Here is a 24,580-nt window from a genome sequence, read left to right as displayed (position 1 = left end):
CAGAGCGAACCCCGAACGCCGAACCCCTATCACTCCTCATGCTCGGTCTCGTCGAAAGCCTGAACCGACTCGTCCCAGACGAGTTCGGCTGCACTTGGCAGGTCGATGGCTCGTTCGCTGTCGCGCCTCCGGCCCTGCTAGGTGGGGTCCCGGCGCATCTGGGCGAAGTGGGCCGCTACACGGGCCGCCCAGGCCCTTCGGGCCATGAGGGCGAAGCTGATGAACGCCGCGAGGAACAGCAGCTCGAAAATCGCCACGTCGTAGTAGCCCTCGACCAGCATCCGGATAGCTGCGATGAGGCGGGTGGCCGCGAACACCCACAGCAGCCAGGACAGGGCGAGGAACCAACGTGCGCTTCTCATGGGACTGCCAGAAAACTTCCATCCTCATTCTCCGAAGTCAAGCCGTGCCACGGTAGGGGGTTTCCCGCTCGAGGGGAGCCAAGAGTCGATCTCCTCAAGGTGATGTCCACGGGTAGGGGCGTTTCTTGCCTACTATCTGTGTTCCCGTCAAGCCGGCGGGCGGCCTTGCTACAAGCCCTGGATGCCCTTGCCCACCACGGTGACACCGAGGACCAGGAGCAGCACCGCCATCAACGTGGCGTCGTTGGCTGCGAGCCACACCTTCATCCGGCCAAGGCCCGGCTGCACGCGCCCACCCGCGAACAGATAGGCGAGGGTGGGGATCAGAACCGTGCACCCGGCGAGCAAGGAGAACACGAGCACGACAACGCTCGTGGAACCCCCCGATAGATCCGCCTGCGCGATCGACAGGGCGGCCGCCACGATCAGCAGCAGGTTCTTCGGATTGGCGATCGAGAGCAACAGCCCCATCACGATCGAGGCGACGGGCCGGAGCGAATCGATCCGGCGCATCCACGACGGCATCGGTGCCTCGGCGCCGGGCGCGGGCCGTGAGCGCCACTGATGCACGGCGAGCGCCAAGAGCAGCACACCGAGGAAGATCTTCACCCACGACACGATCTTCGACGGTTCGCCGCCCGCCGTCAGGTCCTGGGTCGAAGCGATCACGACGAGGACCGAGCACCCGCCGCCGATCCCGATCAGCCATCCGAGCAAGAACGAGAGACTGTTGGCGCGAGCCCGGCCGGAGAACAGCATCAAGATCACGGCGATCACCGGTACAGGACTGATCGCCACCCCGATCGCGAGCGGCAGCAGCTCGCCGATCGCCTGCGTCATCGACGGGTGACTTCCTGCTTCTTGCGTTCCTCTTCGAGCAGCACTCGGCGCAAGACCTTGCCGACGAGGGTCTCGGGGAGGGAGTCGCGGAACTCGATCTGCTTGGGAACGCGGTAGCGGGTCAGGCCTCCTCCGGAGGGGTCACGGCACCACTCGACGAGATCGTCGGCCGTGATGTGCTCGCCGGGCTTGAGAACGACGAAGGCCTTGACGGCCTCGCCGGTCTTCTCGTCGGGAACCCCGACCACGCATGCCTTGAGGATCTTCTGATGGCGGAACAGCACCTCTTCGATCTCGGTGGGATACACGTTGAAGCCGCTCACCAAGATCATGTCCTTCAACCGGTCGACGATCGAGAAGTACCCGTCGGCATCCATCACCGCGACGTCACCGGTGTGGAACCAGCCGTTACGAACCGCGAGCGCGCTCTCCTCGGGACGGTTCCAATAGCCCAGCATCACCTGCGGGCCCCGGATGCACAGCTCGCCGGGTTCGCCGACAGCTTGGATCTTGTCGGGGTTCTCGAGATCGACGATCTTGCACTCGGTGTCGGGGACCGGCATGCCGATCGACCCCTCCTTGCGTGTGCCGTTGAACGGGTTCGCGTGGGTGACCGGCGAACACTCGGTCAAGCCGTAGCCCTCGACGACCTCCGCGCCACCGGTGACCTCCTTGAACCTCCGCGCGACCGCCATCGGGAGCGGGGCGGCCCCGGACACGCAAGCGGTGACGGACCGCAGATCGTACTTGCGCGACTCCTCCGCTTCGTTGATCTGGATGTAGAGGCGCGGCACGCCAGGCAGGTAGGTCGGCTTCTCCTTGGCGATCTCCTTCAGGACCATGTGCAGCTCGAAGCGCGGCACCATGATCAGCTTCATCGCCGAGATCACCCCGACGTTCATGGCGAGCATCCCGAACGAGTGGAAGAACGGGAGGATGCACATCATGCCCTCGTGCCCGTCGCGGATATCGGGGAACCAGGCCTGGCCCTGCATCGCATTCGCCACGAGGTTCGCGTGCGACAGCATCGCAGCCTTCGCCGGACCCGTCGTTCCTCCCGTGTAGATGAACCCGGCCGGCTCGGTGGCTGCGTCGACGGTCGCGACCGGCGGGGTCGCACCCGCGGCGCTGACGGCGTCGCGCCACCACGTGATGTCCGCATCGCGAGGAACGGGAGGCCACGGGTTCCCCTCGGCCTTCGCGTCCCTGCGGAACTTGATCGGCGCGAGCAGGTTGAGCGGGAACCGCATCTCCTCGTTCAGCTTCGCGACGATCACCGGTCCGGTCTCGGCACCTTCCTGCTGCGCCTTGCTGAGCAGCGGGTACAGCTGCTCGAGCACGACCGTCGCCTTCACGCCGGCGTCCGAAAGCTGGAACGCCAGCTCCCGCGGCGTGTAGAGCGGGTTGTTGCCGACGACGACGGCGCCGATGCGGGCGGTGGCGTAGTAGGCGATCACGTATTGCGGACAGTTCGGCAGGACGAGCGCGACCCGATCACCTTGCCGGATGCCGAGGCCTGCGAGCACGGCCGAGAATCGCTCCACGCGCCCGAGCAACTGCTCGTAGGTCAGGTGCTTGCCGAAGAAGGCGGTCGCGGGCCGGTCGGGATGGCGACGCGCGGAGTCCTCCAGCAGGGAGAAGAGCGAACGCGCGGGGAACGGCGCGAGGGTCTTCGGCACGTCGGGCGGGTAGTGCTCGAGCCATGGCCGATCCTGCATGGCCGGGGATACTTCCACGTCTCGATGGGCCCGGCAACGCATCGACCCGGACACCGTTCCGGAAGCTCGTACGCGGTACTAGTACGCCGTTCGACCCTGCGGGGCCGGTCCGGAAGCTAGTACGCAGTACTAGTACGCCGTTCGACCCTGCAGAACCCCTACCCGGGGTCGCGGAAGCCGTTCTCGCGGTGGGTTCCGTCGCACAGCGGCTTGTTCGACGACTCGCCGCAGCGGCACAACGTGACCCGGTTGCGAACCTCGTAGGTCTGGCCGTCGGCGCTCACGACCTCGACCTCGCCCCGCACCCAGAGCGGCCCATCGCAGACCACGGCGACGGACGGATCGAACGTCGGCTCGAGGTCGCTCCCCTTCCCGTCGGGCGGCGCAACGGCCAGGCGCCCGCTCGGACAGCGGCGCACCATGCCGATCAGCCGCTCCCGGACCTCGGGGTCGGCGGTGTGGCGGATCATGTGCCACACGTCGGTCTCGCGGTCCCCGCAGAAGCCGGAGTGGTCGCACACCGAACGATCGTCGGTCATCGTCACGCCCTTGCCGCGGAACGTGCGGATCCGTGCCTCCCGCGGCGTTCGATCTGCCGTCTCCGACCCGTTGAAGTCCCACGTCTTGTGCGTTCCGTCGCAGAACGGCTTGTTCGACGATCGGCCACAACGACACAGGGCGTAGCGAGGTCGAGTCCCCTCCACGTCCTCATCGTCTTCCCAGGAGACCGGCTCCCCGTGATCGGTCTCCTCGATCGCGGTTCGGGTCAGCCGGACGGATCCGGACACGAGGTAGGGACCATCGGTCTGGACCTTGATACGCGGCTGTTCGTCCTGCTCAGACATGTCGGATGGGGCTCCACGCGCTCGGATGCGGAGCCACCCTACTCGCACGGGAACGGAATGCGACTCCTGGGTGTTCCTAGGGGATGCAGGGCGCGGTGTACGGATCCCGCCATCCCTGCCACGATGAGAGACGAAACGCGAGGAGGTTCCCTTGACCAGCGAGAAGGCGACGTTCGGTGCAGGCTGTTTCTGGGGTGTCGAGGCGGAGTTCCGCATGACGCCGGGCGTCACGGCCACCAGGGTCGGCTACGCCGGCGGCTTCACCGACCGGCCCACCTACCAGGACGTCTGCTCCCACTCGACCGGCCACGCGGAGGTCGTCGAGGTGGAGTTCGATCCCGAGAAGGTGTCGTACGAACAGCTGCTCCAGGTCTTCTGGAACGAACACGACCCGACGCAGCTGAACCGGCAGGGTCCCGACATCGGTGACCAGTACCGCTCGGTGATCTTCACCCACTCCGACGCCCAGGCCGAGACGGCGACCGCATCGAGGTCGGCCCAGCAGCCGCACCACCGCAAGCCGGTCGTGACGGTGATCGAGCCGGCCCCGGCGTTCTGGGAGGCCGAGGACTACCACCAGCGCTACCTCGAGAAGCGTGGACTGGCGAGCTGCGTGATCCCGCAGCCGTCGACCGAGTCCACCGCCCGGTAGCCGCCCGCGAGCGCGCCCGGTGCTACAGGCCGGGCGCCTCGTGCACCCGTTCTCCCTCGACGAGGGTCAGCAGCACCCGGGTGTCGGAGAACCCGTCCGCGCCCGCGTCGTCGAGCGCCCGGTCGAGCACGATCAGGTCCGCGAGCTTGCCGGGTTCGAGCGAACCCGTTTCGTCGTCGAGGTGGTTCACGTAGGCGCTGCCCATCGTGAACGCGCGGATCGACGTGTCGAGGTCCAGACGCTCGTCGGGCAGGAACACCGGCACGTCGCTCGCTCCCTCGACCCCCGGCGGCTCGATCCGGTGCACGGCCACATGCATCTCCTCGAAGGGGTTCGGGCTCGACACCGGCCAGTCGCTGCCGAACGCGAGCGTCGCACCGCTGCGTGCCAGGCCGCCGAACGGGTATTGCCACCGCCATCGGGGGTCCCCGAGCTGGGGGCTCGTGAACTCGTCCATCTCGATCCCGTGGGCCGCCCACAGCGGCTGACAGTTCGCTACGACACCGAGCCGCGCGAAGCGGGGAACATCCTCAGGGTGCACGACGTGCAGGTGCGCCAGGTGGTGGCGCCGGTCGTTCGGACCGTTCGCCGCACGCGCGGCCTCGATCGCGTCGAGCGCGTCGCGGGCAGCGCGGTCGCCGATCACATGGATATGCAACTGGAACCCCTCCGCGTCGATCAGCGGCGCGACCCGGAGCAGGTCGTCGCGCGCCACGAAGCTGATGCCGCTGTTGTCGGTCGGTACGCCGCCTTCGCCGACGTAGGGATCGAGCAGCGCGGCGGTGAAGTTCTCGCAGACGCCGTCGACCATGATCTTTACGCTCGTGGCTTGGAACCGTCCTTCGACCTGCGCCGCCCGTGAGCGGCGATCGAGCAGGAACGGAAGCTGCGACTCGTCCCGGGAGCGGTCCCACCACAGCGCCCCGACGACGCGCGCGGTCAGCGCGCCGGTGCCGGACGCGCGCAGGTAGGTCTCGTAGCTGTCGTCGAGCGTGGAGTACGTGCCGACGATCGCGTCCTGCCAGCCCGTGATCCCCACGGCGTGCAGGTACCGCTGCGCCTCGAGCAACCCGTCGAGCTGCTCGTCCGGGTCCACCGTCCCGATCAGGCGGCGCACGGTGTCCATGGCACCCTCGTGGAGCACGCCCGTCGGCTCCCCCTGCGCATCGCGTTCGATCCGCCCATCGGGCGGGTCGGGCGTGTCGCGCGTGATCCCCGCCAGCTCCATCGCGCGGCCGTTCACCCAGGCACCGTGGTTCCCCGCGTTCGCAAGGAACACCGGGCGGTCGGCGACCCAGCGATCGAGCAGCTCGGCGGTCGGCCATCCGCCGGGGAAGTGCTCGCTCACCCACCCCCCGCCGAGGATCCACTCCCGGTCGAGGTTGCGAGCAGCGTAGGCGAGCACCCGTTCCTCGTACTCGTCGATCGAGTGCGCGGTCAGCAGATCGATCCGCAGCCGGTCGAGCCCCGCGGAGGGCGCATGGATGTGCGCATCCTGGAAGCCGGGCAACACCGTTCGGCCCCGCGCGTCGATCAGCTCCGTCGACGGATCGCTGACGGCTCGCACGTCCTCGTCCGAACCGACGGCCACGATCCTGCCGTCTCGGATCGCGACGGCGGACGCGCGCGTTCCGGCTCGGTCGATCGTGCGTACGTCTCCGCCGACGATCGCGAGATCGGCTGGGGCGGTGTTGCTCACGGGCGCTCCTGCGTTCCGGTGATCGTGCGCGCGGAGCATACCCCCAGCCCGACGGGTCTCTCACCGATCGAGCCACGCCGCCCGATCCAGCGCGAACACCTCGACCGGGTAGCCGAGGCGCGGATGCACCGTCCGTCGGTCGAGTGTGAACCCGAGCTTGTCCATCACCCGGCGGGAGGCGAGGTTGGCCGGCTGCGTGATCGACACGACCCGCTCGAGCCCCAGATCGTCGAACGCGAACGCCAGCGCCGAACGGCCGCCCTCGGTCGCCAGCCCCCGGCCCCACACATCCCGGCGGAGCCGCCACCCGACCTCGACGGCCGGCATCACCTCGGGCAGGAACGTGGGATAGGCCAGACCGACGAAGCCCACGACCTCACCCGTTCCCCGCAGCTCCGCGCACCACAGGCCGAACCCGTGCTCGGCCCAGTGGTCCCTCCATCCGGCGACGGCCCGCTCGAGCGCGGAGCGATCCTGGGTCGTGCCGTCGCCGATGTATCGGACGACCTCGAGGTCGACGTGCATCGGGACGAGGGCGTCGATGTCCGCGTCGCTCCAGGACCGCAACCGTAGCCGGGCGGTCGTGATCTCACGCACCTGCACGTGCATGCGCCCCATCCTAGAACCGTCGGTCCGATGACGTCCCTGCGATACGGTCCCGGGGTGAACTTCGAGCGAGCCACCAAGAAGGACTTCCTCGAGATCGTCGACGATCTCGAGGACTTCTGGGGAGCCGAAGGCGCCGCGCGAACCCGCGGCTACCATCACCCCCTCTTCGTCTCGGAGTTCGATGACACCACACTCGTGTTGCGCGAGGACGGCCGGGTAGTCGCCTACCTCTTCGGGTTCTGGTCGCAGGCGGAGCCGGTCGGCTACATCCACCTCGTCGGGGTTCGTCGGTCTCACCAGGGCCGCGGGGTCGGACGGGCGCTCTACGAGGAGTTCGAGAGCCGGGCACGCATCCGCGGATGCACCGCCCTCAAGGCGCACACGTCGCCCGTGAACTCCTCGTCGATCGCGTTCCACCGTCAGATGGGGTTCGCCTTGATCGGCGAGCCGAACGACGAAGGTGTCGCCGTTACCCCCGACCACCATGCACGAGGAGACGCGGTGGTCACCTTCCGCAAGGAACTACGGTAGTTCTCAGTCGCCGAGCAGTAGAGAGCGCCGTAAACCCACACCTCGACCGGGGCCGAGGAGTACACTGCCCGAACGTATGTTCGAGTTCCCCCCGCTCAACGAGCCACAGCGCCGCGCCGTCGATCACGGCGAGGGGCCCTTGCTGATCGTCGCCGGTGCCGGGACCGGCAAGACCGCGACGCTCGCCGCCCGGGTGGCGCGGCTGCTCGAAGGGGGTGTGCCGGCATCACGCATCCTGCTGCTGACCTTCTCCCGGCGAGCGGGCGCCGAGATGCTCGCTCGCGCCGAACGGATCACCGGCGATGGAGCGACCGCCGAGGTCTGGGGCGGGACGTTCCACGCGGTCGCGAACCGGCTGTTGCGGGTGCACGGGCGCTCGGTCGGCCTGCTCCCCGACTTCACGGTGCTCGACCAGGCCGACGTCGCCGACGTGATGAACCTGGTGCGCAACGAGCTCGGCTACGGATCGGGACAGCGGCGGTTCCCGCGGAAGGAGACGCTCGCGCAGATCTACTCCCGCACGGTGAACACCGGCGAGAAGCTCCGCGAGGTGCTGCGTCGCTGGTACCCCTGGTGCGCCGAGGAGTTCGAGGGGGTCCGCGCGATCTTCACCGCGTACGCCGCGCGCAAACGCGAGACGAACACGCTCGACTACGACGACCTACTGCTGTTCTGGGACGCACTCGCCGCCTCGGATCAGGCGGGTCCCGCGCTCGCCGAGCGCTTCGACCACGTGCTCGTGGACGAGTACCAGGACACGAACCCGCTGCAGGCGCGGATCCTCGAACGCCTCCGCCCCGCGAGCGGCCCGCGCAACCTCACCGTCGTCGGCGACGATGCCCAGGCGATCTACGGGTTCCGGGCAGCGACCGTGGCGAACATCCTCGAGTTCCCACAAGTGTTCCCGGACGCGACGATCGTGCGGCTCGAGCAGAACTACCGCTCGACCCCCTCGATCCTGGCTGCGGCGAACGCCGTGATCGCCCGTTCCCCGCAGCGCCACGACAAGACCCTGTGGTCCCAGCGTTCCGACGGAACGCGCCCCGAGCTCCGCACCTGCGTCGACGAGTCGGACCAGGCCGACGTCGTGTGCCGCGCGGTGCTGTCGGCGCGGGAGCGAGGCGTCCCATTGCTTCGACAGGCCGTGCTGTTCCGCGCCGCGCACCACTCGGACACCTTGGAGGTCGAGCTGGCGCGGCGGAACATCCCCTTCGTCAAGTACGGGGGTCTGAAGTTCCTCGAGGCTGCGCACGTGAAGGACGCACTCGCGCTGCTCCGGGTGCTCGAGAACCCGCACGACGAGGTGTCGTGGTTCCGCACCCTGCTGCTGCTCGACGGCGTCGGTCCCGCGGGCGCCCGCGCGATGGTCGATGCGCTCGGCGTCCGGGGTGCGGGCGAGGGGGCCTCACCGCTGGCGGCCCTCGCCGACGCACCGCTACCGATCCCGTCCGGCGCCAAGGGGTCGTTCCGCGTGCTCCGCGAGGCGCTGGTCGACTGCGCGAAGGACGAGATCGGTCCCGCCGCCGAGCTCGAGCGGCTGCGGCCGTTCCTCGACGCCACGGTCCGGCGTCGGTACGAGCACGCCGACGCGCGGCTGCGCGACCTCGACGTGTTGACCCAGCTCGCCTCGGCCCAGCCGGTCCGCGGGCGGTTCCTCGCGGACCTGGCCCTCGATCCTCCCTCGTCGACCGGCGAGCTGGCCGGACCTCCGTTGCTGGATGAGGACTACCTCGTGCTGTCGACGATCCACTCCGCGAAGGGGCTGGAGTGGGACTCGGTCCACGTGCTCCACGCCGCCGACGGGAACATCCCCAGCGACTTGGCCACGGGGGACGACGACGAGATCGAGGAGGAACGGCGCCTGCTCTACGTGGCGATGACCCGCGCGAAGGACTCCCTCACGGTGCTGTTCCCCCAGCGCTACTACCGCCGCCGGGACATGAGCGACCCGCACACCTACGCACAGCTCAGCCGATTCCTCTCCCCCGAGGAGGTTCGGTCGTGCTTCGAGCAGATCGCCCCCGACGTCCGCACGGACGAGCTCGACCCTGCGTCCGGCGCGGACGGAGCCGCGGTCGCCCGCGTCCACGCAGCCCTGGCGGATCTCTGGGCGGATTGAAGCGGCACAGGCACGATTGACCTGTCAGGCCGTGCATGAGATAGATGCTGTCATGAAGCGCACCACGATCGTCGCGAAGGAGGAGACGCTCGGTGTAGGCCGCACTCGGCCGGCTAGACCTTCGGTCGGCGCTCCTTCATGAACCACTCGGTGAACCCGCGCGCGCGCCCCTCGTCCGCGAACTCGATCACCCAGAGGTTGTGGTAGGTCCGAGGCTCGCCGTCCGTGTAGGTCGTCCACCCGCGGACGAACGCCACCTCGCCGGCCAGGGCGAGGGGCTCGGAACGGAACTCCCAGGTTCCCGGCTCGTCCTTCGCCTCGACCCAGCCACGGACGATCTCGGCGCGACCCACCCAGGGCTCGGCGTACGGCTCCGTGCGGTACGCAGCGTCATCAGTGAACAGCGCGCCGACATCCGCCGCATCGTTCGAGGTCCACGCGCGGATGTACCCGGCCATCCAGCGATCGACGTCGTCGAGGTTCACGCGGTCGCCAGCTCGCGATCGGCCTTCGCGGCGAAGACGAAGTCGCTCTCGGTCAAGCCGTCGATCTTGTGGGTCCAGATCGTGAGCCGGACCTTGCCCCACGTGAGGAAGATGTCGGGATGGTGCTTCTGTCGCTCGGCCAGCTCGCCGACCCGGCCGGTGAACCCGAGCGCCTCCCGGAAATCGGGGAACCGATAGGTCTTCTCCAGGTGGTGGCTCTCGACGACCTGCCAGTCGTTGCCCAGGGCACCCAACAACCCCTCGAGCTCGGCACCCTCGAGCGGCGGAACACCTCCCTTGCAGGGAACGCACTCTTTGGCGGCAAGATCTGCTGCAGCATCGGTCATGGACGCATCCTCACCCCCCACCCCCGCCCGGTCAATCGGGCCGATCCGCGCCCGCCTCATGTGGCGGGGCCCTATCGTGACCCCACCGAATCCGCCGAAGGAGGCAGCATCATGCCGGTACCCGACGACGAGCGCACACAGCGAGGCGTCCAACGTCTACGCGAGGTGCACGGCGACCGCGGGGTCGAGACGGTCGAAGGACTCGGCGAGCTAGGACGATATATCGCGGAGTTTGCCTACGGCGACATCTACACACGACCGCAGTTATCGTTGCGCGAGCGCCAGCTGGTAACGGTCGGGATGCTGACCGCGGTGGGCGCGGCCGCGGCACAACTTCAGGCACACCTACGGGCAGCCATCGCGGCGGGCGTCACGGTCGATGAGGTCCGCGAGGTGATCCTGCACACGGTTCCCTACGCAGGTTTTCCGAACGCGATGAACGCGTGGGCTCGATTCGACGACGTCCTCGCGGAGGACCCGGGCTAGGCGAGGTCGGCGAGGGCGGCGCGGACGTCCTTGCGGATGCCGGTGACGAAGGGGATCTCGACCTTCGTGTACAGGCGGGCCTTCGCGTCGCGCAGGCGACGGATGCAATCGACGAGCCGATCGGCCTCGTCCGCTTCGAACGCGAGGATCCACTCCCAGTCGCCGAGGCCGAACGCGCTCGTCGTGTTCGCCAGCACCTCGGGGAACTCGCGGCCCGCGATGCCGTGCTCGGCGAGCATCGCGCCGCGCTCTTCCTTCGCCAGCAGGTACCACTCCGGGGTGCGGACGAACGGATAGACGCAGAGGAACCGCTTCGGTGGTTCGCCCTTCACGAAGGCGGGCGCGTGGTCCGGCGTGAACTCCGCCGGCTTCACGACACCCAGGAACGTGTGGGTCAGGTCCAGCTCGCGACCGGCGCGCGTGCGTCGGAGCTCGACGAGCGCCTGCTGCATGTCGTCGGGCGTCGATCCGACGAGCCACAGGAACAGATCGGCGTCCGAACGGAAGCCGACGCACGAGTAGGTTCCCCGGACCTGGACACGGTCGCCCCATTCCTTGAAGAGGTTCTCAACCTCCTGGGCGGCATCGTCGAGCGCCTCCGCATCCATCTCGGCGAACCGGGGACGCCGGCGGAACACGGGGTAGAGGGCGTAGGTGGTGTCGGTCATCGCAGCGTCTCCTGTCGTGTGCTCACCTGCAGGTACGTGCGCACCTGCGTCGCCGTGTCGTTCGCGTCGCGAACGGTGTCCGGGATCCCGACCCCGCCGTACGCGGAGCCGGTAACGAAGATACCGCTCGGGAGGCAAGCCCGGATGCGCGTCACCCGGTCGAGGTGCCCCACCTCGTACTGCGGCATCGCCCGGCGCCAGCGGACCACCTCGGCCGCCGTTGCGCGATCGGGCAGGGGCAGCAGCGCCGCGAGGTGATGGACGCACGCCCCCACGAGGTCCTCGTCCGGCTCGTCCACGACGTCCTGATAGCCGACCCCGCCGAGGTAGCACCGGATCACCGCGCGGGTGCCGAACGCCGGATCGGGCCACTTGTTCGACAACCACGTCGCGGCGGTCATCGGCGCCCAGCCGCGCGGAACGACGAAGCCCGTTCCCTCCGGGAGAGCATCCGCGGTCCCCTCGGGATACACGAGGAAGACGACCGCGGTCGAGGCGTAGGGGATCGCGCCGAGCTCGGCGGCGGTCGGCGGCGCGACGGGCTCCAACAGCCGAGCGCTCTCGGTGGCGGGGGTCGCGAGCACGACGGCGTCGGCCTCGAGGGCGCCCAGGCGGCCGTGGGCGACGATCGTCCGGCCGCGCGGCTCGACCCGGAGCGTCCGGTCGGCGGTCAGCACGTGCTCGGGGCCTACCGCATCGGCCAAAGCGTCGGTCAGGCGCGCGGTTCCGCCCCGCAGCTTCAGGAACATCGGGCCCGGTGCCGCCGCTCCGCCGGCGGCGCGACGAGCGGCCTGGGCTCCACGGATCAGGCTCCCCTGGCTCCGCTCCCACGCGACGAGCTCGGGGAACGTCGCCTGCACCGAGAGACGATCGACGTCGCCCGCGAACAGGCCGCCGAGCAACGGGGCGATCGACCGATCGGTCGCTTCTTCGCCCAGTCGACGGCGCAGCATCGCTCCCAGGGACTCGTCGGACGGGTCCTTGCGTGTCGTGCGCACCAGGTCCTGCAGTGCGCGGGCGCGACCCGCCCGCGACAGCCCCGGCCAGCGGAACACGTCCCCCACGTCCCCCGGGATGCCGAACGCGGTGTCCTTCAGGTACGGGACCAACCCGCGGGTGGTCCACAGGTACGCGCCGCTCGCACCGGGCGCCACGAGCTCGCCGCCCAGTCCCAGCTCCCGGCACAGATCGACCGCCCATGGCTTGCGCGCGACGAACGAGTCGGCTCCGGCCTCCAACTCGAGATCGCCGACGTGGACCGACGTGAGCTTGCCGCCGACCCCACCTTCGGCCTCGACGACCGTCACGTCTGCCGCGTCGGGACCGGAGCCGAGCCGATAGGCGGCGGTGAGCCCTGCGACCCCGCCGCCCACGACGACGACCCGACCCGGCGCCCGTCGAGGCACGCGCCTACCTCGATCCGTCGAGGTGGTCGGCGACGACGTCACCGAGCGCTTCGATGAACACGGGATCGGCGTTCGGCATCTCGGTACGGGTGAACGCGATCCCCGCGTCGCGAGCGATCTCGGCGGTCTCGATGTCGAGGTCGTAGAGGATCTCGAGATGATCGGTGACGAACCCAGCCGAGCACACGACGACCGCCGTGTGCCCCTTCTCCGCGAGCTCGGGGATCACGTCCTCGATCGGCGGACCCCACCAGCGGTCGGCGGTTCGGCCCGCGCTCTGCCATGCGGTGCCGTACGCGGCGAGCCCCAGGCTCCCCGCGATCCGGTCGGCCGTGTCGCGCATCTGGGCCCCGTAGGTGCAGCGATCGGCACACCGGTCTGCCGTGCAGTACTTGCAACGCATCGAGCCGTCGTCGAGCGTGCGGGTCGGAAGGCTGTGCGCGGAGAAGATCGTGTACGGGTTCGCGCGCTCGTCCTCCGCCAGCTTCGCGTGTGCGTCGGCAACCCGAGACGTGAGGAACGCGAGGAACGACCGGTGGTCGTACCACTGTTCCACGAAGGAGAACGACGGACCACCGCTCTCGATCACGGACGTCGTCACACGGTCGGTGTAGGTCTGGATCGACATCCCCGACCAATGCGGCGCCATCACGATCCCGACGGCATGCTCGATCCCGTCGGCACGCATCGCAGCGACCGCCTCGGAGATGAACGGCGGAGAGTGCTTCATCCCGAGGTAGGGCCGCAACGGTCCCATACCGCGCCCCTTCAGCGTGGCGGCGAGTCCGTCGGCCTCCGCGGTCGTGATGTCGGTGAGCGGGAACACGTTCCCGATCGCGGCGTAGCGATCGATCAGCTCCTCGAGGTGCTCGGGCGAAGGAGGGCGCCCCCCCCGGATGTCGGTGTAATAGCGCTCGATGTCGTCGGGACCACTCGCGGTTCCGTAGGCCATCACGAGCAGACCGGTCGTCTCGGTCATGTGGTGGGTTCCTCCCGTCGCGCGGCTCGGTCCCGTGCGGTCTCCGTGTGAACAAGATCGACGAGTCGCGCGAGCGTGTCGGGCGGGGTCGCCGGCAGCACCCCGTGACCGAGGTTGAACACGTGGCCGGGCCGGCCGCCGGCCCGCTCGAGCACCGCGAGCGCGCGATCCTCGACCACGTCCCACGGCGCGAGGAGCACGGCCGGATCGAGGTTGCCCTGGACGCCGACGTCGAACCCGACACGCTCCCACCCGAGGTCGAGCGGGGTGCGCCAATCGAGCCCGATCACCTGACCTCCGGCCCGGCGGAGCTGTGGCAGCAGCTCACCGGTGCCGACACCGAAGTGGATCAGCGGAACATCGAGACCCTCGAGCTCGGAGAACAGCGACCGCATCGTGGGGAACACGTAGCGCGCGTACTCGTCGGGACCCAGCGCCCCGACCCACGAGTCGAACACCTGGAGCGCCTGCGCACCCGCCGCGACCTGCGCGCGCAGATGCGCCGCGACGATGCTCCCGAGGATCGTCATCAGCCCGTTCCATGTCGCGGGATCGCCGTACATCAGCGCCTTGGCTCGCTCGTGCGTCCGCGACGGCCCGCCTTCGATCAGGTAGCTCGCGAGGGTGAAGGGAGCGCCGGCGAACCCGATCAACGGGACAGACAGCTCTTTGCGGAGCAGGCGGATCGCCTCCAGCACCTCGGGAACATCCCGCTCGGGTTCCAGCAGCCGCAGGCGCGCGACGTCGTCGGCCGTCCGCACCAGTGTGCCGACCACCGGTCCGACGCCCGGGTCGATGCGCACGTCGATCCCGATGCCGGCCAGCGGCACCATGATGTCGGAGAACAGGATCGCGGCGTCGGCGGGGAACCGGCGCAGAGGCTGCAACGTGATCTCGACCGCCGCGGCCGGGTCCTTGCAGGTCTCGAGGATGTCGCGGTCGCCGCGGAGCTCCCGATACTCGGGCAGGTAACGCCCCGCCTGGCGCATGAACCAGACAGGCGTCGCATCGGTCGCCTCACGCCGGCAGGCGCGCAAGAAGCGGTCTTCGAACGGGGCCACGCCCCCAGGATACGAGCAGGCCGCGCAGGCCGCCGAGCGGAACCCTAGGCGGGTTCGAGACCGTCGAGGCCGGGGAGCTCGTCGAGCGACTGGCGCTGGATCGGCCCGACCTGCGCCTTGCCGCGGGCGAGCGCGACCTCGCTGAGCACACCGATCAGGTCGTCCATGTCGAACGGCTTGGCCACGTACGCCGCAGCGCCGAGCTGGGTCGCGCGGACGCGATCGCGCGGCGTGTGCTTCGCGCTCACGACGACGACCGACGGCGCGTTCGTCCAGGTCTGGAGCTCCGCGAGGACGGCCCAGCCGTCCATCACCGGCAGCATCAGGTCCAGCAGGACGAGGTCGGGCTGCTCCTCGGTGATCCTGCGCACGGCGGTGGCGCCGTCGGCGGCGAGCGAGGTCTCATAGCCCGTCGCCTCGAGGTTCAGCCGGAGCATGAGCAAGGTGTCGGGCTCGTCCTCCACGATCACGATTCGTTGCGTGCGGATCATGACGCCTCCTGTCTCGGTTCTGCGACGCCGAGCTCGACGCGGAACGCCGCGCCTCCGCTCGGATCGGCTTCGACCCACACCGTTCCCCGGCAGGCGCCGACGAGCCCGCGAACGATCGGCAACCCGAGGCCGAGGCCAGGACGATCGCCGCCTTGCGGCAATCGGTAGAACTTGTCGAACACGCGCTCACGATCCGACTCCGGGATCCCGGCGCCGCGGTCGGTAACCGACAGCACGACGCGTGTCGTGCTGTGGTGTTCGACCCGCACCGTCACGGGGGGCTTCCCGTACTTGAACGCGTTCTCCACGAGGTTGTCGATCACACGGCGCAACGAGTCCGGATCGCCCATCACCTCGACGGCACGCGGCGCGTCGACGCCGACCCCCATGCCGGCGATCGCGAAGTCCCGGGCGGCCACCCGCACGAGCCCGGCGAGATCCACATGCTGCAGCGGCGGCATCGTGTCCTGCTGCTCGAGGCGCGAAGCGGTCAGCAGTTCCTCGACCATGCCCGACAGGCGCTGCGCCTGGCGCTCGATGATCGCCACGACCTCGGGCTGCTCGTCGAACCGCTCCGGCCGCTGCGCGGTCTGTGCCGCGGCGATGATCGAGGTGAGCGGCGTCCGAAGCTCGTGCGTGACGCGGGCGACGAACTCGTTCTTCATCCGATCGAGCTCGAGGAGCTGCGAGACGTGGCTGCGCTCGGCCTCGTACAGGCGCGCGTTCGCGATCGCTGCGGCCGCCTGCTCGGCGAACAGGCTGAGCGCGCGGAGCTCGTACTCGCTGAACTCCCGTTGCCCGATCGCGTTCACGTTGAGCACACCGAGCAGCTCCGCCCGGTTCATCAGCGGAACGCTGAGTGAGGAGTCCACGGTTTCGATCCGGGAGCCGAGCCCGGGGAACTCCGTCGGATCGGGCGCGCCGTTGATCAGCAGAGCGTCACGCGTCATCGCCACCCGTCCGGCGATCCCGTCGCCGATCGGCAGGCGCGCGCCCTGCGCGGCCTCGTTCCCGCGCACGGACGCGGCGACCAGCTCGTCGCCTTCGACGAGCATGATCGAGCCGCTCTTGCCGTCAAGCAGGTCCATCGCGCTGCGGAGGATCACGTCCAGGACCGACCCGAGTTCGAGCACGGAGTTGATCGCCTTGCCGGCGTCGAGCAGCAGAGACACCTCGTGCAGCCGGTTCGACAGCGCCGTCGACAGCACGCGCTCGTCGACGAGCATCCGCGAGAGCTTGCGCAGGTGCAGTTCCTTCTCGATCGCGTATCCGCAGAAGCCGATCGTGAGCAGGACCACGCCGATCCGGAGCGCGTTCGGGGACGCGAACCTGGCGTCGTCGGGAAGCATCGTCAGGAGGGCGAACCCCGCGCTGACCCCGACCAGCAGGACGGAGGTCAGGACCCAGAGCTGCATCCTGCGGCGTTCGACCGACTCGAGGGAGGGTCCCTGAACGTCGCGCAGACCCACGACGCGCGCCTCGCGCCGGATCCGTTCATCGACAGCAGGAGCCGCGCGCTCCCCCTCGAGCACTCTCATGTGGGGGGTATCGGCCTCCGTCGAACGTCTCTTGAGTGGGTCTTCGGCCGTAGGGTGCGTCGAGGGACCGGGGGATCCGCAGCTCAGGCTGCGTCGGCCCGCTTTACGAACGAGAACTTCCCATCCGCCTCCAGGACGGCGAACCGCACGTCGGCGAGATCGCCGATCCCGTGCTCGCGGGCGGCATCGTTCACGTCCTCGATCGTGAGTCGCTCCGTACGGATGCGTTCCAAGTCCGGTTCGCCGTCGCGGACGACGATCACCGGGGAACCCTCCGTCGTGACGCGGAGCCGCGGCCATCGGAACTGCAGGTAGGACATCGCGGCCAGCAGCACGGCGATCTTCCGACCGCGAGGAACGCACCCGTGAGCGACATGTCCTCCTGGGTGATCCCTTGCTGCACGAGGTCACCCATCACGATCAGCAGCACGAGATCGAACGCGGTCATACCGGTGAGCTCTCGCTTGCCGAGGGCACGCATCACCAGGATCAGGAACACGTACACGACGAGCGCGCGGATCACGACCTCCATCAGGGCATCACCTCCGTCCGGAAGGCAACCGCCACGATCCTCTCGCCTGCCTCGCGGACGGCCACGGTTCCGTCGAAGCCGGCTTGGACCGAGGGGCTGAGCCGCGCATCGAGCGTGATCCGCAACCGATCAGCCTCGGGGGCGGGGAACGTCAGCACCAGCCGATCGCCCTCTCGCACTTGATCGAGGGGATCGGGGAACATCGTGTTCCAGTCGAACGCGGCGAGGTAGGACGTCGAGATCTCGACGACGACGTCTCGGCCGGCGAACCCTCCATCGCGGCGGACATCGATCACCAGCGGTGCCGCGAGCCCGGGACGAGCGACGCGGGCGAACCGGACGTCGAGCCCCGTTCCCGCGGCCGACGCCGAGACGGCTCCGCTCTTGACCCCGAGCCAGCCGGTCGCACCGACGCCGACGAGCACGACGAGCAGGATGATCCCGACCCGGCGGATGGCACGCGAAACGTGCAGCCTCCGCAGATCGAGATCCGTGGGGACGGTGGACCACGACATGGCTACCCCTGGCGGTTCGCTCACATCGTGGTGCGTGTGCCCGAGCTGCGGCTCATCCAGCCCGCGATCGCACCTGCGACCAGGAGGGCACCCGCGATGATGAGCAGCCAGAAGAGACCTTCCACGACGAGCCCGATGCCACCCACGATCAACGCGAGCAGCAGGAGAACGATGACGAGACCCATTCCGTGCCTCCGATCCTTCGCCTGAAGAGACTTCCCAGAGGACCTACCCGACCGTGCGAGCGCGGAAACGCTCTTCCCCACCACGGCTCCCGACGGGTCGTGGTCAGGACGTCGGCGGTACTTCGACGAGACGATCATCCCGCCAGGCGAAGTCCCAGACATCGATGAGTGGCGGTTCCACCCCGAGCGTCGTGAGGACGGTGCAGATCTGGCTCCGATGGTCGGTCCCGTGGTGGAGGACCTGCGAGAGCCGGATGCTTATCGGAGCTTGGGTTTCCGACCCGTCGTCGCGACGCCTCGACAAGACGGCGGCCGGATCGGGGTCGTCCTCCAGGAGTTCGGCCCAGACGGCACCGTTCCTCTCGATCACGGCCCGCAGCTCGCGCAGGTCCATGTGACCCTCGTCGATCTCGGGGATGCACTCGCCACTCATCACGAACAGGTAGCCCGAGTCCGCCCCGATCAGGTGTCGATGCGTCGCGAGGATCGACCCGTACGTCCCGGGGACAGCGGTTTCCAGCTGCTGTGGACTGAGCGCGAGACACGCATCGAGCAACTGCAGCGTTGCCCAGACGTGGTGCGCGAACGCGTCCTCCAGCACCGACCCGCTCATCGGTCGACCGTAGCAGACCCCGATCGCACTCGGGACGAGACCTACCGCGGGGCAGGGGGTACGCCTATGATCGCAGCATGACGGCCAGCGTCGAACTCGACCAAGACGACACCGCGCGCCAACGGGCGAGCAGGATCGTCGGGGGGATCGTCCTTGTAGCCTGTGCTCCTTCGGCCGTCGTCCTCGGCATCCACGGCGACGCGTCGCAGCTCTCGTCACCGACCGTCTATCCCACCTACACGTGGTTCGTGCTCGCCGGACTCTTCGCCGCCGGGCTGATGCTCCTGTTGTTCCCCCGCGTCGAAACTCTCATCGCCGCGTGTTCCGGTGCCTCGCTCGTTCTCGCCGCACAGCTCTGCGGCTGGGGGATCTATGCGACCAAGCACTGGGGAGCCTTCTTCGGGACCACCGGTGGCTACCCGGACATCGGCTTGATGCCGTTGCGGCTGCTTGCCGCTGGATTGGGAGTCGCGATGGGTATCACGGGTCATCGCGTGCCTGGTAGTGGTGATCCGTCGGCACCTGACCGGCCCCACCGGGCCAACGTGGGTCAAGGTGGTCACAGTCGCACTCGGACTCGTGGTCGCAACCTCCATCCCGTTCCTGACGGCCGATGCGCGCTTCGGATGGCAGACGACGGAGATCGGAGGATTCTTCCTGGTGTTCGGGGGTCCGTTCGCGATGGGGATCGTGCTGTCAGGCTGGTTGTCGCGACCAGCGGCGCTCGGCGCGCTCGGCACAGTCATGCTGAGCGCCTTGCTGATCATCGGTTATCTCGCGGACGAGCCGAAGGTCCGCCGCCCCTTCTGGATCGCTGTGGGAGCAGCCGGGATCTGTGCCTTGATTCTGTTAGCTGAGGGCCGAGGAGCCACTCGCTCACGAGCCGGAGCGGGAGGTGTGGTGTGCGACTGACGGTGTTCGTTTACACCGGGCTCGTCGTCTTCTCCCTCAGTCTTTCATATGGGGTCTGACCCCCGAGACCCCCGTGGGGTCGGTTGTAGTTGTAGAAGTCCTCCCACTCCTTCAGCCGATCGTTGAACAGCTCCGTGTCGTCGATCACCACCCCCTCGAGCATCCGGTAGAACTCCTCCTGATCGATCCGGTGGGATCGTTCCACCTTGCCGTTCAGCCGCGGCGTCGCCGGCTTGATGTAGACGTGACCGATCCCTGCATCCAGTACGTGGTAGTGGAACTGCGAGGCGAACTCCGCGCCGTTGTCGGTCTGGATCACCTCGACGGCGAACGGGAGCTTCTCCAGCACGTAGTCGACGAACTGGATCGCGGTCTTTTGGTTGAGCCGGTCGTAGATCCGCAATACTCGGATCCGGGTGCAGTCGTCGATCGCGGTGAACTGGTAGTGCTTGCGGCGTGAGCCCTTCAGCGGGGCAACGAACTTGACGTCGATCTGCACGCGGTGCCCAGGCTGAGGCTTCTCATAGCGCTTCCACCGATCGACGTGGCGCTTGTAGCGCTGAGAGGCCGGCAGCCGGTTCATCTCCAGGCGCTTGAGGATCCGCCACACCCCTGAGGTGCTCACCTGCAGGTCGTGGTAGCGCTTGAGGTACATGGAGATCTTGGCCGGCCCGAAGTGATAGTTCGTGCGCAGGTGAACGATCTTGCCGATCACCTCACCGCTGGTCGCATTCGGGCTCGTGTGCGGCCGGCGTGAACGCGGGCGCAGTCCGTCCATCCCGAGTTCCTCGTAGCGGCGACGCCACGCATAGAAGAGCGTTCGCGAGATCCCGTAATAGCGACACGTCAACGCGACGTTGCCGCTGACCTCCTCGGCATGGCGGATGATCGCCAGTCGCCTGGCGGCCGCCCTGGACAGCTCCCGCTCGGTCATCGGTTCCCCCTTCTCCGAGAGAACCCGATGTGTACACGATGTCCGTCAGTTCTAGACAGCGGGAGGAGTGGGATTCGAACCCACGAGCGAGTTGCCCCGCTAACGGTTTTCAAGACCGTCGCCTTCGTCCGCTCGGCCATCCTCCCGCGGCGAGTCTAGTGCTCGGTCGCAGCGAGATGGCACGCCACGTGGTGGCCGGGTTCGAGTTCGACGAGCGTGAGGTCGTCCTTCTCGCACGCCCCTGCCACACCCGCTGCGGCGGCGCGGCCGTCGGCGAGCGCTGGGCACCGCGGATGGAACCGGCACCCCGAGGGGATCCGCGTGGGGTCGGGAGGCTCCCCCTGGAGGAAGGGACGATCGAGACCGCCCGTTTCGGGAACCGCGGCGAGCAGCGCCTGCGTGTAGGGGTGCAGCGGACGGGTCAGCAGCGACCGCGTCGGACCCACCTCGACGATCCGGCCCAGGTACATCACCGCGACGCGGTCCGCGACGGTCCAGGCGAGACCGAGGTCGTGGGTGACGATCATCAGGCTGATCTTCGCGTCGTCGCGCAGCTGCAGCAGCAGGCGGAGGATCTCCCCGCGCACCGACGCGTCCAGGTTCGAGACCGGCTCGTCGGCGACGATCAGCCGCGGCTCGAGCGCGAGCGCGCCCGCGATCACGACGCGCTGGCGTTGACCACCGGACAACTCGTGCGGGTACGACAGGAACGAGCGCTCGGGAGGGCGCAGGCCCGCGCGGGACATCGCGTCCGCGACGCGCCGTTCCTCGTCGCCCTCCATGTCGTGGATCCGCACGCCCTCGGCGACCGCGTCGTAGACGGTCTGTCGCGGGTTCAATGCACCGGACGGGTCCTGGTAGATCATCTGCACCTGCCGGCGGTGCTCCCGCAGGTCGCGACCGCTGGTGCCGAGCGGTTCCCCATCGAAGCGGATCTCGCCCGACTCGGGCCGGACGAAGCCCATGATCGCGCGCGCCAGCGTCGTCTTGCCGCACCCGGACTCGCCCGCGAGCGCGAGGATCTCTCCCTCCCCGATCTCGAGCGAGACGCCGTCGACCGCACGGGCGGCCACGGGCTTCCGGCCGAGCAGGCCGCCCACGAATCCGGTCCGCGAGCGGAACGTCACGTGCAGATCGCGCACCTCCAGCAGCGGACCGCTCACCTGGCACCCTCGACCGACGCGTCCTCGACGAGCAGGCAGGCCGAGCGGCGACCTTCGCCCGCCGCGAACAGTGGCGGGTCGACCTGGACGCACCGATCGAACACCTCGGGGCAGCGGGGCGCGAACGTGCAGCCGGCCGGCAGCTCCCGCGGATCGGGGGGATCGCCCCCGAGACCCGCGGGCCGGCCGACGAACCGTTCGTCCCCGATCTTCGGGAACGCCGCCGCGAGCGCGCGTGTGTAGGGATGCTGCGGGGATTCGAAAACCTCGCGCGCCGGACCCTCCTCGACGATGCGGCCCGCGTACATGATCGCGAGCCGGTCCGAGACCTCGGTGAGCACCGAGAGATCGTGGGTGATGAACAGCATCGCCAGCCCCAGATCGCGCTGCAGGTCGTTCAGCAACCGGAGCACCTGAGCCTGCACCATCACGTCGAGTGCGGTGGTCGGCTCGTCGGCGATCACGAGCTTGGGTTCGCACGCGAGCGCCATCGCGATCATCACCCGCTGGCGCTGCCCGCCGGAGAACTCGTGGGGGAAGTCCCGCGCGCGGCGCGCGGGGATCCCGACCTGTTCGAGCAGCTCGCTCACCCGGGCGGTGATCGCGCGGCGCCCGTCCTGGCTCCCGTGCGCGATCATCGCCTCGGCGATCTGGTCTCCCACGCGGATCACCGGGTCCAGGGAGTGCATCGCCCCCTGGAACACGATCGACGCCTGCGACCACCGCACGGCACGAACCTCGCTCTTCGACATCGCCAGGACGTCCCGCCCGTCGAGCTGGACCCGGCCGCTGACCTTCGTTCCGTCGGGGAGCAGTCGCAACAGCGCGAGACCCATCGTGGACTTGCCGCAACCGGACTCCCCGGCGAGCCCGAGCACCTCGCCCGGTTCGATCCGGAGGTCGACGCCGCGCACGGCTGGAACGTCCCCGCCCTCGGTGATGTAGGTGACGGCAAGCTCGGCGACCTCGAGGATGCTCATCGGCCGCGCAGCCTCGGGTTGATGATCTCGTCGAGCGCGTACCCGCACATCGTGAACCCGAGGGTCACGAGGACGATCGCTACACCCGGCGCCGCCAGCCACCACCAGGCGCCGAGGGTCGACGCCCCCTCCGCGAACGCGTTCTCGAGGATGGCACCCCACGAGATCCGGGCCGGGTCGCCGAGTCCGAGGAACGACAACGTCGACTCGGACAGGATCGCGAGGGCAACGGTGAGGATCGTGTTCGCGAAGATCACCGGGAACACGTTCGGCAGCACGTGGTGCCCGATCAGATGCCGTTGCTTCGCGCCGAGCCCGCGCGCGCGCTCGACGTACAGCCGCTCACGGACCGACAACACTTGTGCGCGCACGAGCCTCGCAGTCCCCGCCCACGACGTCAGTCCGATCACGAGCGTGATGATCAGCAGCGACTGCCCGAGGATCGCGGCCAAGGTGATCGCCAGCGCCAGCCAGGGGATCACGAGGAACCAATCGGTCAGACGCATCAACGCCGAGTCGGTGAACCCCCCTCGGTAGCCGGCGATGATCCCGATCCCCGATCCGATCACCATCGACACAACGGTCGCGAGCAGGCCCACCATCAAGGAGATACGCGATCCCCAGATCACCAGCGACAGCACCGAGCGCCCGAGGTTGTCGGTGCCGAACGGGTACGCCCAACTCGGCGGTGACAGGATCGGGCCGTCGATCCGTGTCGGGTCCAGATCCGAGTAGTCGGCAAGGAACGGGGCGAAGACCGCCACGAACACGGCCAGAACCAGGATCGCGAGACCGCCCATCCCCATCTTGCTCGTACGGAAGGTGGCCCACACCCGCCGAACGGTCGCCCGACGACGCGACCACGCGAGCTCCTTCGACGAGCGGGCGGGAGCGGTGGCCGTCGCCATCAGGCCTCGCGGACCCTCGGGTCGAGACGGCCGTAGATCAGGTCGGCGCCGAGGTTGGCCAGCACGACTGCGAGACTGAAGAACAGGAACATGCCTTGGAGCAGTTGGTAGTCCTGCGCGTCGAGCGCCTGCAACGTCAGGTTGCCCACGCCCGGGTAGCTGAACACGATCTCGACGGTCAAGGCACCGCCGATCACGAAGCCGAAGCTGAGCGCGACGAGCGTCACCGTGGGCAACAGCGCGTTGCGCACCGCGTGCCGCCACAGCACCTGGTTCTCCCGGATGCCCTTCGCGCGAACCGTCGTGATGTACTCCTCACCGAGCACGTCGAGAAGCGACGATCGCATCAGGATGTAGTACTCACCCAGGTAGGCCAGCGTGAGCGTCAGCGCGGGAAGGAACAGATGGTTCAGGACGTCGACGACCGCGGCCATCCCCGTGACACCCGTGTCGGTCGAACGGAACCCACCCTGCGGGAACCAACCGAGCGTCGTCGCGAACAAGGTGAGCAGCATCATCCCGAGCCAAAACTCCGGCATCGAATACAGGACGAGCGAGAACCCCATCGAGGTCAGATCACCCGGGCTCCCGCGTCGCCATCCCCCGCGGATGCCCATGTAGAGCCCGATCGCAACCGTGAATACGGTGGAGACACCGACGAGTAACAGGGTCGGCCAGAGGAACTCCATGAACACGCTCGTCACCGGCGCCGCGTAGATCAACGACGTCCCCAGGTCACCCTGGGCGAGGTCCCCCATATAGTCGAAGAACTGCGGAACGAGCGGCTTGTCGAGTCCCAGCTCGGCGATCTTCTCCTGCCGTTCCGTGTCGCTGAGCTGCTTGCCCTCGATGCGGGTGAGGATCGCGACAGGATCGCTGGGCATGATGCGGAACAGGAAGAAGTTGAAGGAGACGACGAACACGATCGTGAACGCGGCCTGACCGACTTTCTTGAGGGCGTACCCGCGGCCGCTCACCGCCGGCGCCGTCCCTCACCCATCG

Annotated in this window: 29 protein-coding genes and 1 tRNA gene; 5 read left to right on the top strand and 25 right to left on the bottom strand. The window is 68.5% G+C overall.

The genetic code is table 11. The annotated features are described in order from the left end of the window. Positions 1 to 137: 137 nt before the first annotated feature. The 4 genes from WEF05_03285 to WEF05_03270 all read right to left on the bottom strand — a co-directional run bounded on the left by WEF05_03285 (position 138) and on the right by WEF05_03270 (position 3,765). Positions 138 to 362, bottom strand: coding sequence for a hypothetical protein (locus WEF05_03285; GenBank protein MEX1100923.1), 225 nt, complete (start codon positions 360 to 362; stop codon positions 138 to 140). Between the two features lie 168 nt (positions 363 to 530). Continuing rightward, on the bottom strand, positions 531 to 1,202 hold the full coding sequence (locus WEF05_03280; GenBank protein ID MEX1100922.1) for a GAP family protein: 672 nt from the start codon (positions 1,200 to 1,202) through the stop codon (positions 531 to 533). After that, on the bottom strand, positions 1,199 to 2,920 hold the full coding sequence (locus tag WEF05_03275) for a long-chain fatty acid--CoA ligase (GenBank protein MEX1100921.1): 1,722 nt from the start codon (positions 2,918 to 2,920) through the stop codon (positions 1,199 to 1,201). Before WEF05_03275 ends, WEF05_03280 begins: the two co-directional genes overlap by 4 nt. 158 nt (positions 2,921 to 3,078) lie before the next feature. Beyond that, entirely contained in the window at positions 3,079 to 3,765 is a 687-nt protein-coding gene (locus tag WEF05_03270; GenBank protein MEX1100920.1) for a CDGSH iron-sulfur domain-containing protein, read from the bottom strand. A gap of 151 nt (positions 3,766 to 3,916) precedes the next feature. Between WEF05_03270 and msrA the strand changes: the two genes are divergently transcribed. Further along, positions 3,917 to 4,417, top strand: a complete 501-nt coding sequence (gene msrA / locus WEF05_03265) for a peptide-methionine (S)-S-oxide reductase MsrA (GenBank protein ID MEX1100919.1) — start codon at positions 3,917 to 3,919, stop codon at positions 4,415 to 4,417. Between the two features lie 22 nt (positions 4,418 to 4,439). Here the strand turns inward: msrA and WEF05_03260 are convergent, their stop codons facing one another. Together WEF05_03260 and WEF05_03255 are read right to left on the bottom strand one after the other, a co-directional pair. After that, complete coding sequence (locus WEF05_03260) at positions 4,440 to 6,116, bottom strand: amidohydrolase (protein MEX1100918.1); 1,677 nt, start codon at positions 6,114 to 6,116, stop codon at positions 4,440 to 4,442. A gap of 60 nt (positions 6,117 to 6,176) precedes the next feature. Continuing rightward, positions 6,177 to 6,725, bottom strand: a complete 549-nt coding sequence (locus WEF05_03255) for a GNAT family N-acetyltransferase (protein MEX1100917.1) — start codon at positions 6,723 to 6,725, stop codon at positions 6,177 to 6,179. 27 nt (positions 6,726 to 6,752) lie between these two features. Here WEF05_03255 and WEF05_03250 point away from each other — a divergent pair, with 27 nt between their 5' ends. Together WEF05_03250 and WEF05_03245 are read left to right on the top strand one after the other, a co-directional pair. Continuing rightward, a complete protein-coding gene (locus WEF05_03250; GenBank protein MEX1100916.1) occupies positions 6,753 to 7,256 on the top strand; it encodes a GNAT family N-acetyltransferase in 504 nt (167 codons plus the stop codon). 76 nt (positions 7,257 to 7,332) lie between these two features. After that, positions 7,333 to 9,375: an ATP-dependent helicase gene (locus WEF05_03245; GenBank protein MEX1100915.1), complete on the top strand. Its 2,043-nt coding sequence runs from the start codon at positions 7,333 to 7,335 to the stop codon at positions 9,373 to 9,375. A 113-nt stretch (positions 9,376 to 9,488) separates the two neighbouring features. Here WEF05_03245 and WEF05_03240 read toward each other — a convergent pair whose 3' ends face one another. Then, positions 9,489 to 9,860, bottom strand: a complete 372-nt coding sequence (locus tag WEF05_03240; protein MEX1100914.1) for a nuclear transport factor 2 family protein — start codon at positions 9,858 to 9,860, stop codon at positions 9,489 to 9,491. After that, entirely contained in the window at positions 9,857 to 10,207 is a 351-nt protein-coding gene (locus WEF05_03235; protein MEX1100913.1) for a 4a-hydroxytetrahydrobiopterin dehydratase, read from the bottom strand. Before WEF05_03235 ends, WEF05_03240 begins: the two co-directional genes overlap by 4 nt. A gap of 111 nt (positions 10,208 to 10,318) precedes the next feature. Between WEF05_03235 and WEF05_03230 the strand changes: the two genes are divergently transcribed. Continuing rightward, entirely contained in the window at positions 10,319 to 10,693 is a 375-nt protein-coding gene (locus tag WEF05_03230; protein ID MEX1100912.1) for a carboxymuconolactone decarboxylase family protein, read from the top strand. Here WEF05_03230 and hemQ read toward each other — a convergent pair. The 11 genes from hemQ to WEF05_03175 form a co-directional block, all read right to left on the bottom strand. Beyond that, the gene (hemQ, locus tag WEF05_03225) at positions 10,690 to 11,361 is read right to left on the bottom strand and encodes a hydrogen peroxide-dependent heme synthase (protein MEX1100911.1); all 672 of its coding nucleotides are present in this window, start codon (positions 11,359 to 11,361) and stop codon (positions 10,690 to 10,692) included. The genes WEF05_03230 and hemQ overlap by 4 nt on opposite strands. Continuing rightward, positions 11,358 to 12,767: a protoporphyrinogen oxidase gene (gene hemG / locus WEF05_03220; GenBank protein MEX1100910.1), complete on the bottom strand. Its 1,410-nt coding sequence runs from the start codon at positions 12,765 to 12,767 to the stop codon at positions 11,358 to 11,360. The genes hemQ and hemG overlap by 4 nt, the downstream gene beginning before the upstream one ends. 4 nt (positions 12,768 to 12,771) lie before the next feature. After that, entirely contained in the window at positions 12,772 to 13,746 is a 975-nt protein-coding gene (gene hemH, locus WEF05_03215) for a ferrochelatase (GenBank protein MEX1100909.1), read from the bottom strand. Continuing rightward, a complete protein-coding gene (gene hemE, locus WEF05_03210; GenBank protein MEX1100908.1) occupies positions 13,743 to 14,807 on the bottom strand; it encodes a uroporphyrinogen decarboxylase in 1,065 nt (354 codons plus the stop codon). The genes hemH and hemE overlap by 4 nt, the downstream gene beginning before the upstream one ends. 44 nt (positions 14,808 to 14,851) lie before the next feature. Then, positions 14,852 to 15,298, bottom strand: coding sequence for a response regulator transcription factor (locus WEF05_03205; protein MEX1100907.1), 447 nt, complete (start codon positions 15,296 to 15,298; stop codon positions 14,852 to 14,854). Next, entirely contained in the window at positions 15,295 to 16,836 is a 1,542-nt protein-coding gene (locus WEF05_03200; GenBank protein MEX1100906.1) for a GAF domain-containing sensor histidine kinase, read from the bottom strand. The genes WEF05_03205 and WEF05_03200 overlap by 4 nt, the downstream gene beginning before the upstream one ends. Positions 16,837 to 16,919: 83 nt before the next feature. Then, positions 16,920 to 17,099 carry a YetF domain-containing protein gene (locus tag WEF05_03195; GenBank protein ID MEX1100905.1) on the bottom strand — a complete coding sequence of 60 codons (180 nt, stop codon included), beginning with the start codon at positions 17,097 to 17,099 and terminating at the stop codon, positions 16,920 to 16,922. Then, positions 17,096 to 17,368 (bottom strand): hypothetical protein, encoded by a 273-nt coding sequence (locus tag WEF05_03190; protein MEX1100904.1) that lies wholly within the window; start codon positions 17,366 to 17,368, stop codon positions 17,096 to 17,098. The genes WEF05_03195 and WEF05_03190 overlap by 4 nt, the downstream gene beginning before the upstream one ends. Then, positions 17,368 to 17,907, bottom strand: a complete 540-nt coding sequence (locus WEF05_03185; GenBank protein ID MEX1100903.1) for a hypothetical protein — start codon at positions 17,905 to 17,907, stop codon at positions 17,368 to 17,370. The genes WEF05_03190 and WEF05_03185 overlap by 1 nt, the downstream gene beginning before the upstream one ends. After that, positions 17,904 to 18,068, bottom strand: a complete 165-nt coding sequence (locus tag WEF05_03180) for a hypothetical protein (GenBank protein MEX1100902.1) — start codon at positions 18,066 to 18,068, stop codon at positions 17,904 to 17,906. The genes WEF05_03185 and WEF05_03180 overlap by 4 nt, the downstream gene beginning before the upstream one ends. A 103-nt stretch (positions 18,069 to 18,171) precedes the next feature. Further along, positions 18,172 to 18,681 (bottom strand): DinB family protein, encoded by a 510-nt coding sequence (locus WEF05_03175; protein MEX1100901.1) that lies wholly within the window; start codon positions 18,679 to 18,681, stop codon positions 18,172 to 18,174. Positions 18,682 to 19,236: 555 nt separating this feature from the next. On the opposite strand from WEF05_03175, the gene WEF05_03170 reads away from it, so the two are divergent. Continuing rightward, the gene (locus WEF05_03170; GenBank protein MEX1100900.1) at positions 19,237 to 19,593 is read left to right on the top strand and encodes a hypothetical protein; all 357 of its coding nucleotides are present in this window, start codon (positions 19,237 to 19,239) and stop codon (positions 19,591 to 19,593) included. Positions 19,594 to 19,603: 10 nt separating this feature from the next. On the opposite strand, the gene WEF05_03165 is transcribed toward WEF05_03170, so the two are convergent. From WEF05_03165 to WEF05_03140, 6 genes are all read right to left on the bottom strand, one after another. After that, positions 19,604 to 20,527: an IS481 family transposase gene (locus tag WEF05_03165; GenBank protein ID MEX1100899.1), complete on the bottom strand. Its 924-nt coding sequence runs from the start codon at positions 20,525 to 20,527 to the stop codon at positions 19,604 to 19,606. 59 nt (positions 20,528 to 20,586) lie between these two features. After that, positions 20,587 to 20,673: transfer RNA gene (locus WEF05_03160), tRNA-Ser, on the bottom strand. 9 nt (positions 20,674 to 20,682) lie between these two features. Then, positions 20,683 to 21,654 carry an ABC transporter ATP-binding protein gene (locus WEF05_03155; protein MEX1100898.1) on the bottom strand — a complete coding sequence of 324 codons (972 nt, stop codon included), beginning with the start codon at positions 21,652 to 21,654 and terminating at the stop codon, positions 20,683 to 20,685. A 32-nt stretch (positions 21,655 to 21,686) separates the two neighbouring features. Beyond that, the gene (locus tag WEF05_03150; protein MEX1100897.1) at positions 21,687 to 22,670 is read right to left on the bottom strand and encodes an ABC transporter ATP-binding protein; all 984 of its coding nucleotides are present in this window, start codon (positions 22,668 to 22,670) and stop codon (positions 21,687 to 21,689) included. Beyond that, a complete protein-coding gene (locus WEF05_03145; protein MEX1100896.1) occupies positions 22,667 to 23,578 on the bottom strand; it encodes an ABC transporter permease in 912 nt (303 codons plus the stop codon). The genes WEF05_03150 and WEF05_03145 overlap by 4 nt, the downstream gene beginning before the upstream one ends. Continuing rightward, positions 23,578 to 24,555: an ABC transporter permease gene (locus WEF05_03140; protein ID MEX1100895.1), complete on the bottom strand. Its 978-nt coding sequence runs from the start codon at positions 24,553 to 24,555 to the stop codon at positions 23,578 to 23,580. The genes WEF05_03145 and WEF05_03140 overlap by 1 nt, the downstream gene beginning before the upstream one ends. Positions 24,556 to 24,580 lie beyond the last annotated feature (25 nt).

The sequence above is a fragment of the Actinomycetota bacterium genome, assembly GCA_040881665.1.
In the GTDB taxonomy this organism is placed as follows: Bacteria; Actinomycetota; UBA4738; order UBA4738; family HRBIN12; genus JBBDWR01.
This window is presented reverse-complemented; position numbering and strand designations above follow the sequence as displayed.

Excerpts from the sequence above, each read along its gene's own strand:
- WEF05_03190 (MEX1100904.1), bottom strand. The coding sequence starts at position 17,368 with ATGGAGGTCGTGATCCGCGCGCTCGTCGTGTACGTGTTCCTGATCCTG.
- WEF05_03255 (MEX1100917.1), bottom strand. The coding sequence starts at position 6,725 with ATGCACGTGCAGGTGCGTGAGATCACGACCGCCCGGCTACGGTTGCGG.
- WEF05_03235 (MEX1100913.1), bottom strand. The coding sequence starts at position 10,207 with ATGACCGATGCTGCAGCAGATCTTGCCGCCAAAGAGTGCGTTCCCTGC.
- WEF05_03165 (MEX1100899.1), bottom strand. The coding sequence starts at position 20,527 with ATGACCGAGCGGGAGCTGTCCAGGGCGGCCGCCAGGCGACTGGCGATC.
- WEF05_03285 (MEX1100923.1), bottom strand. The coding sequence starts at position 362 with ATGAGAAGCGCACGTTGGTTCCTCGCCCTGTCCTGGCTGCTGTGGGTG.
- WEF05_03280 (MEX1100922.1), bottom strand. The coding sequence starts at position 1,202 with ATGACGCAGGCGATCGGCGAGCTGCTGCCGCTCGCGATCGGGGTGGCG.
- WEF05_03145 (MEX1100896.1), bottom strand. The coding sequence starts at position 23,578 with ATGGCGACGGCCACCGCTCCCGCCCGCTCGTCGAAGGAGCTCGCGTGG.
- hemH (MEX1100909.1), bottom strand. The coding sequence starts at position 13,746 with ATGACCGAGACGACCGGTCTGCTCGTGATGGCCTACGGAACCGCGAGT.
- WEF05_03205 (MEX1100907.1), bottom strand. The coding sequence starts at position 15,298 with ATGATCCGCACGCAACGAATCGTGATCGTGGAGGACGAGCCCGACACC.
- WEF05_03275 (MEX1100921.1), bottom strand. The coding sequence starts at position 2,920 with ATGCAGGATCGGCCATGGCTCGAGCACTACCCGCCCGACGTGCCGAAG.
- hemQ (MEX1100911.1), bottom strand. The coding sequence starts at position 11,361 with ATGACCGACACCACCTACGCCCTCTACCCCGTGTTCCGCCGGCGTCCC.
- WEF05_03245 (MEX1100915.1), top strand. The coding sequence starts at position 7,333 with ATGTTCGAGTTCCCCCCGCTCAACGAGCCACAGCGCCGCGCCGTCGAT.
- WEF05_03150 (MEX1100897.1), bottom strand. The coding sequence starts at position 22,670 with ATGAGCATCCTCGAGGTCGCCGAGCTTGCCGTCACCTACATCACCGAG.
- WEF05_03250 (MEX1100916.1), top strand. The coding sequence starts at position 6,753 with ATGACGTCCCTGCGATACGGTCCCGGGGTGAACTTCGAGCGAGCCACC.
- WEF05_03175 (MEX1100901.1), bottom strand. The coding sequence starts at position 18,681 with ATGAGCGGGTCGGTGCTGGAGGACGCGTTCGCGCACCACGTCTGGGCA.
- WEF05_03230 (MEX1100912.1), top strand. The coding sequence starts at position 10,319 with ATGCCGGTACCCGACGACGAGCGCACACAGCGAGGCGTCCAACGTCTA.
- WEF05_03180 (MEX1100902.1), bottom strand. The coding sequence starts at position 18,068 with ATGGGTCTCGTCATCGTTCTCCTGCTGCTCGCGTTGATCGTGGGTGGC.
- WEF05_03200 (MEX1100906.1), bottom strand. The coding sequence starts at position 16,836 with ATGAGAGTGCTCGAGGGGGAGCGCGCGGCTCCTGCTGTCGATGAACGG.
- WEF05_03270 (MEX1100920.1), bottom strand. The coding sequence starts at position 3,765 with ATGTCTGAGCAGGACGAACAGCCGCGTATCAAGGTCCAGACCGATGGT.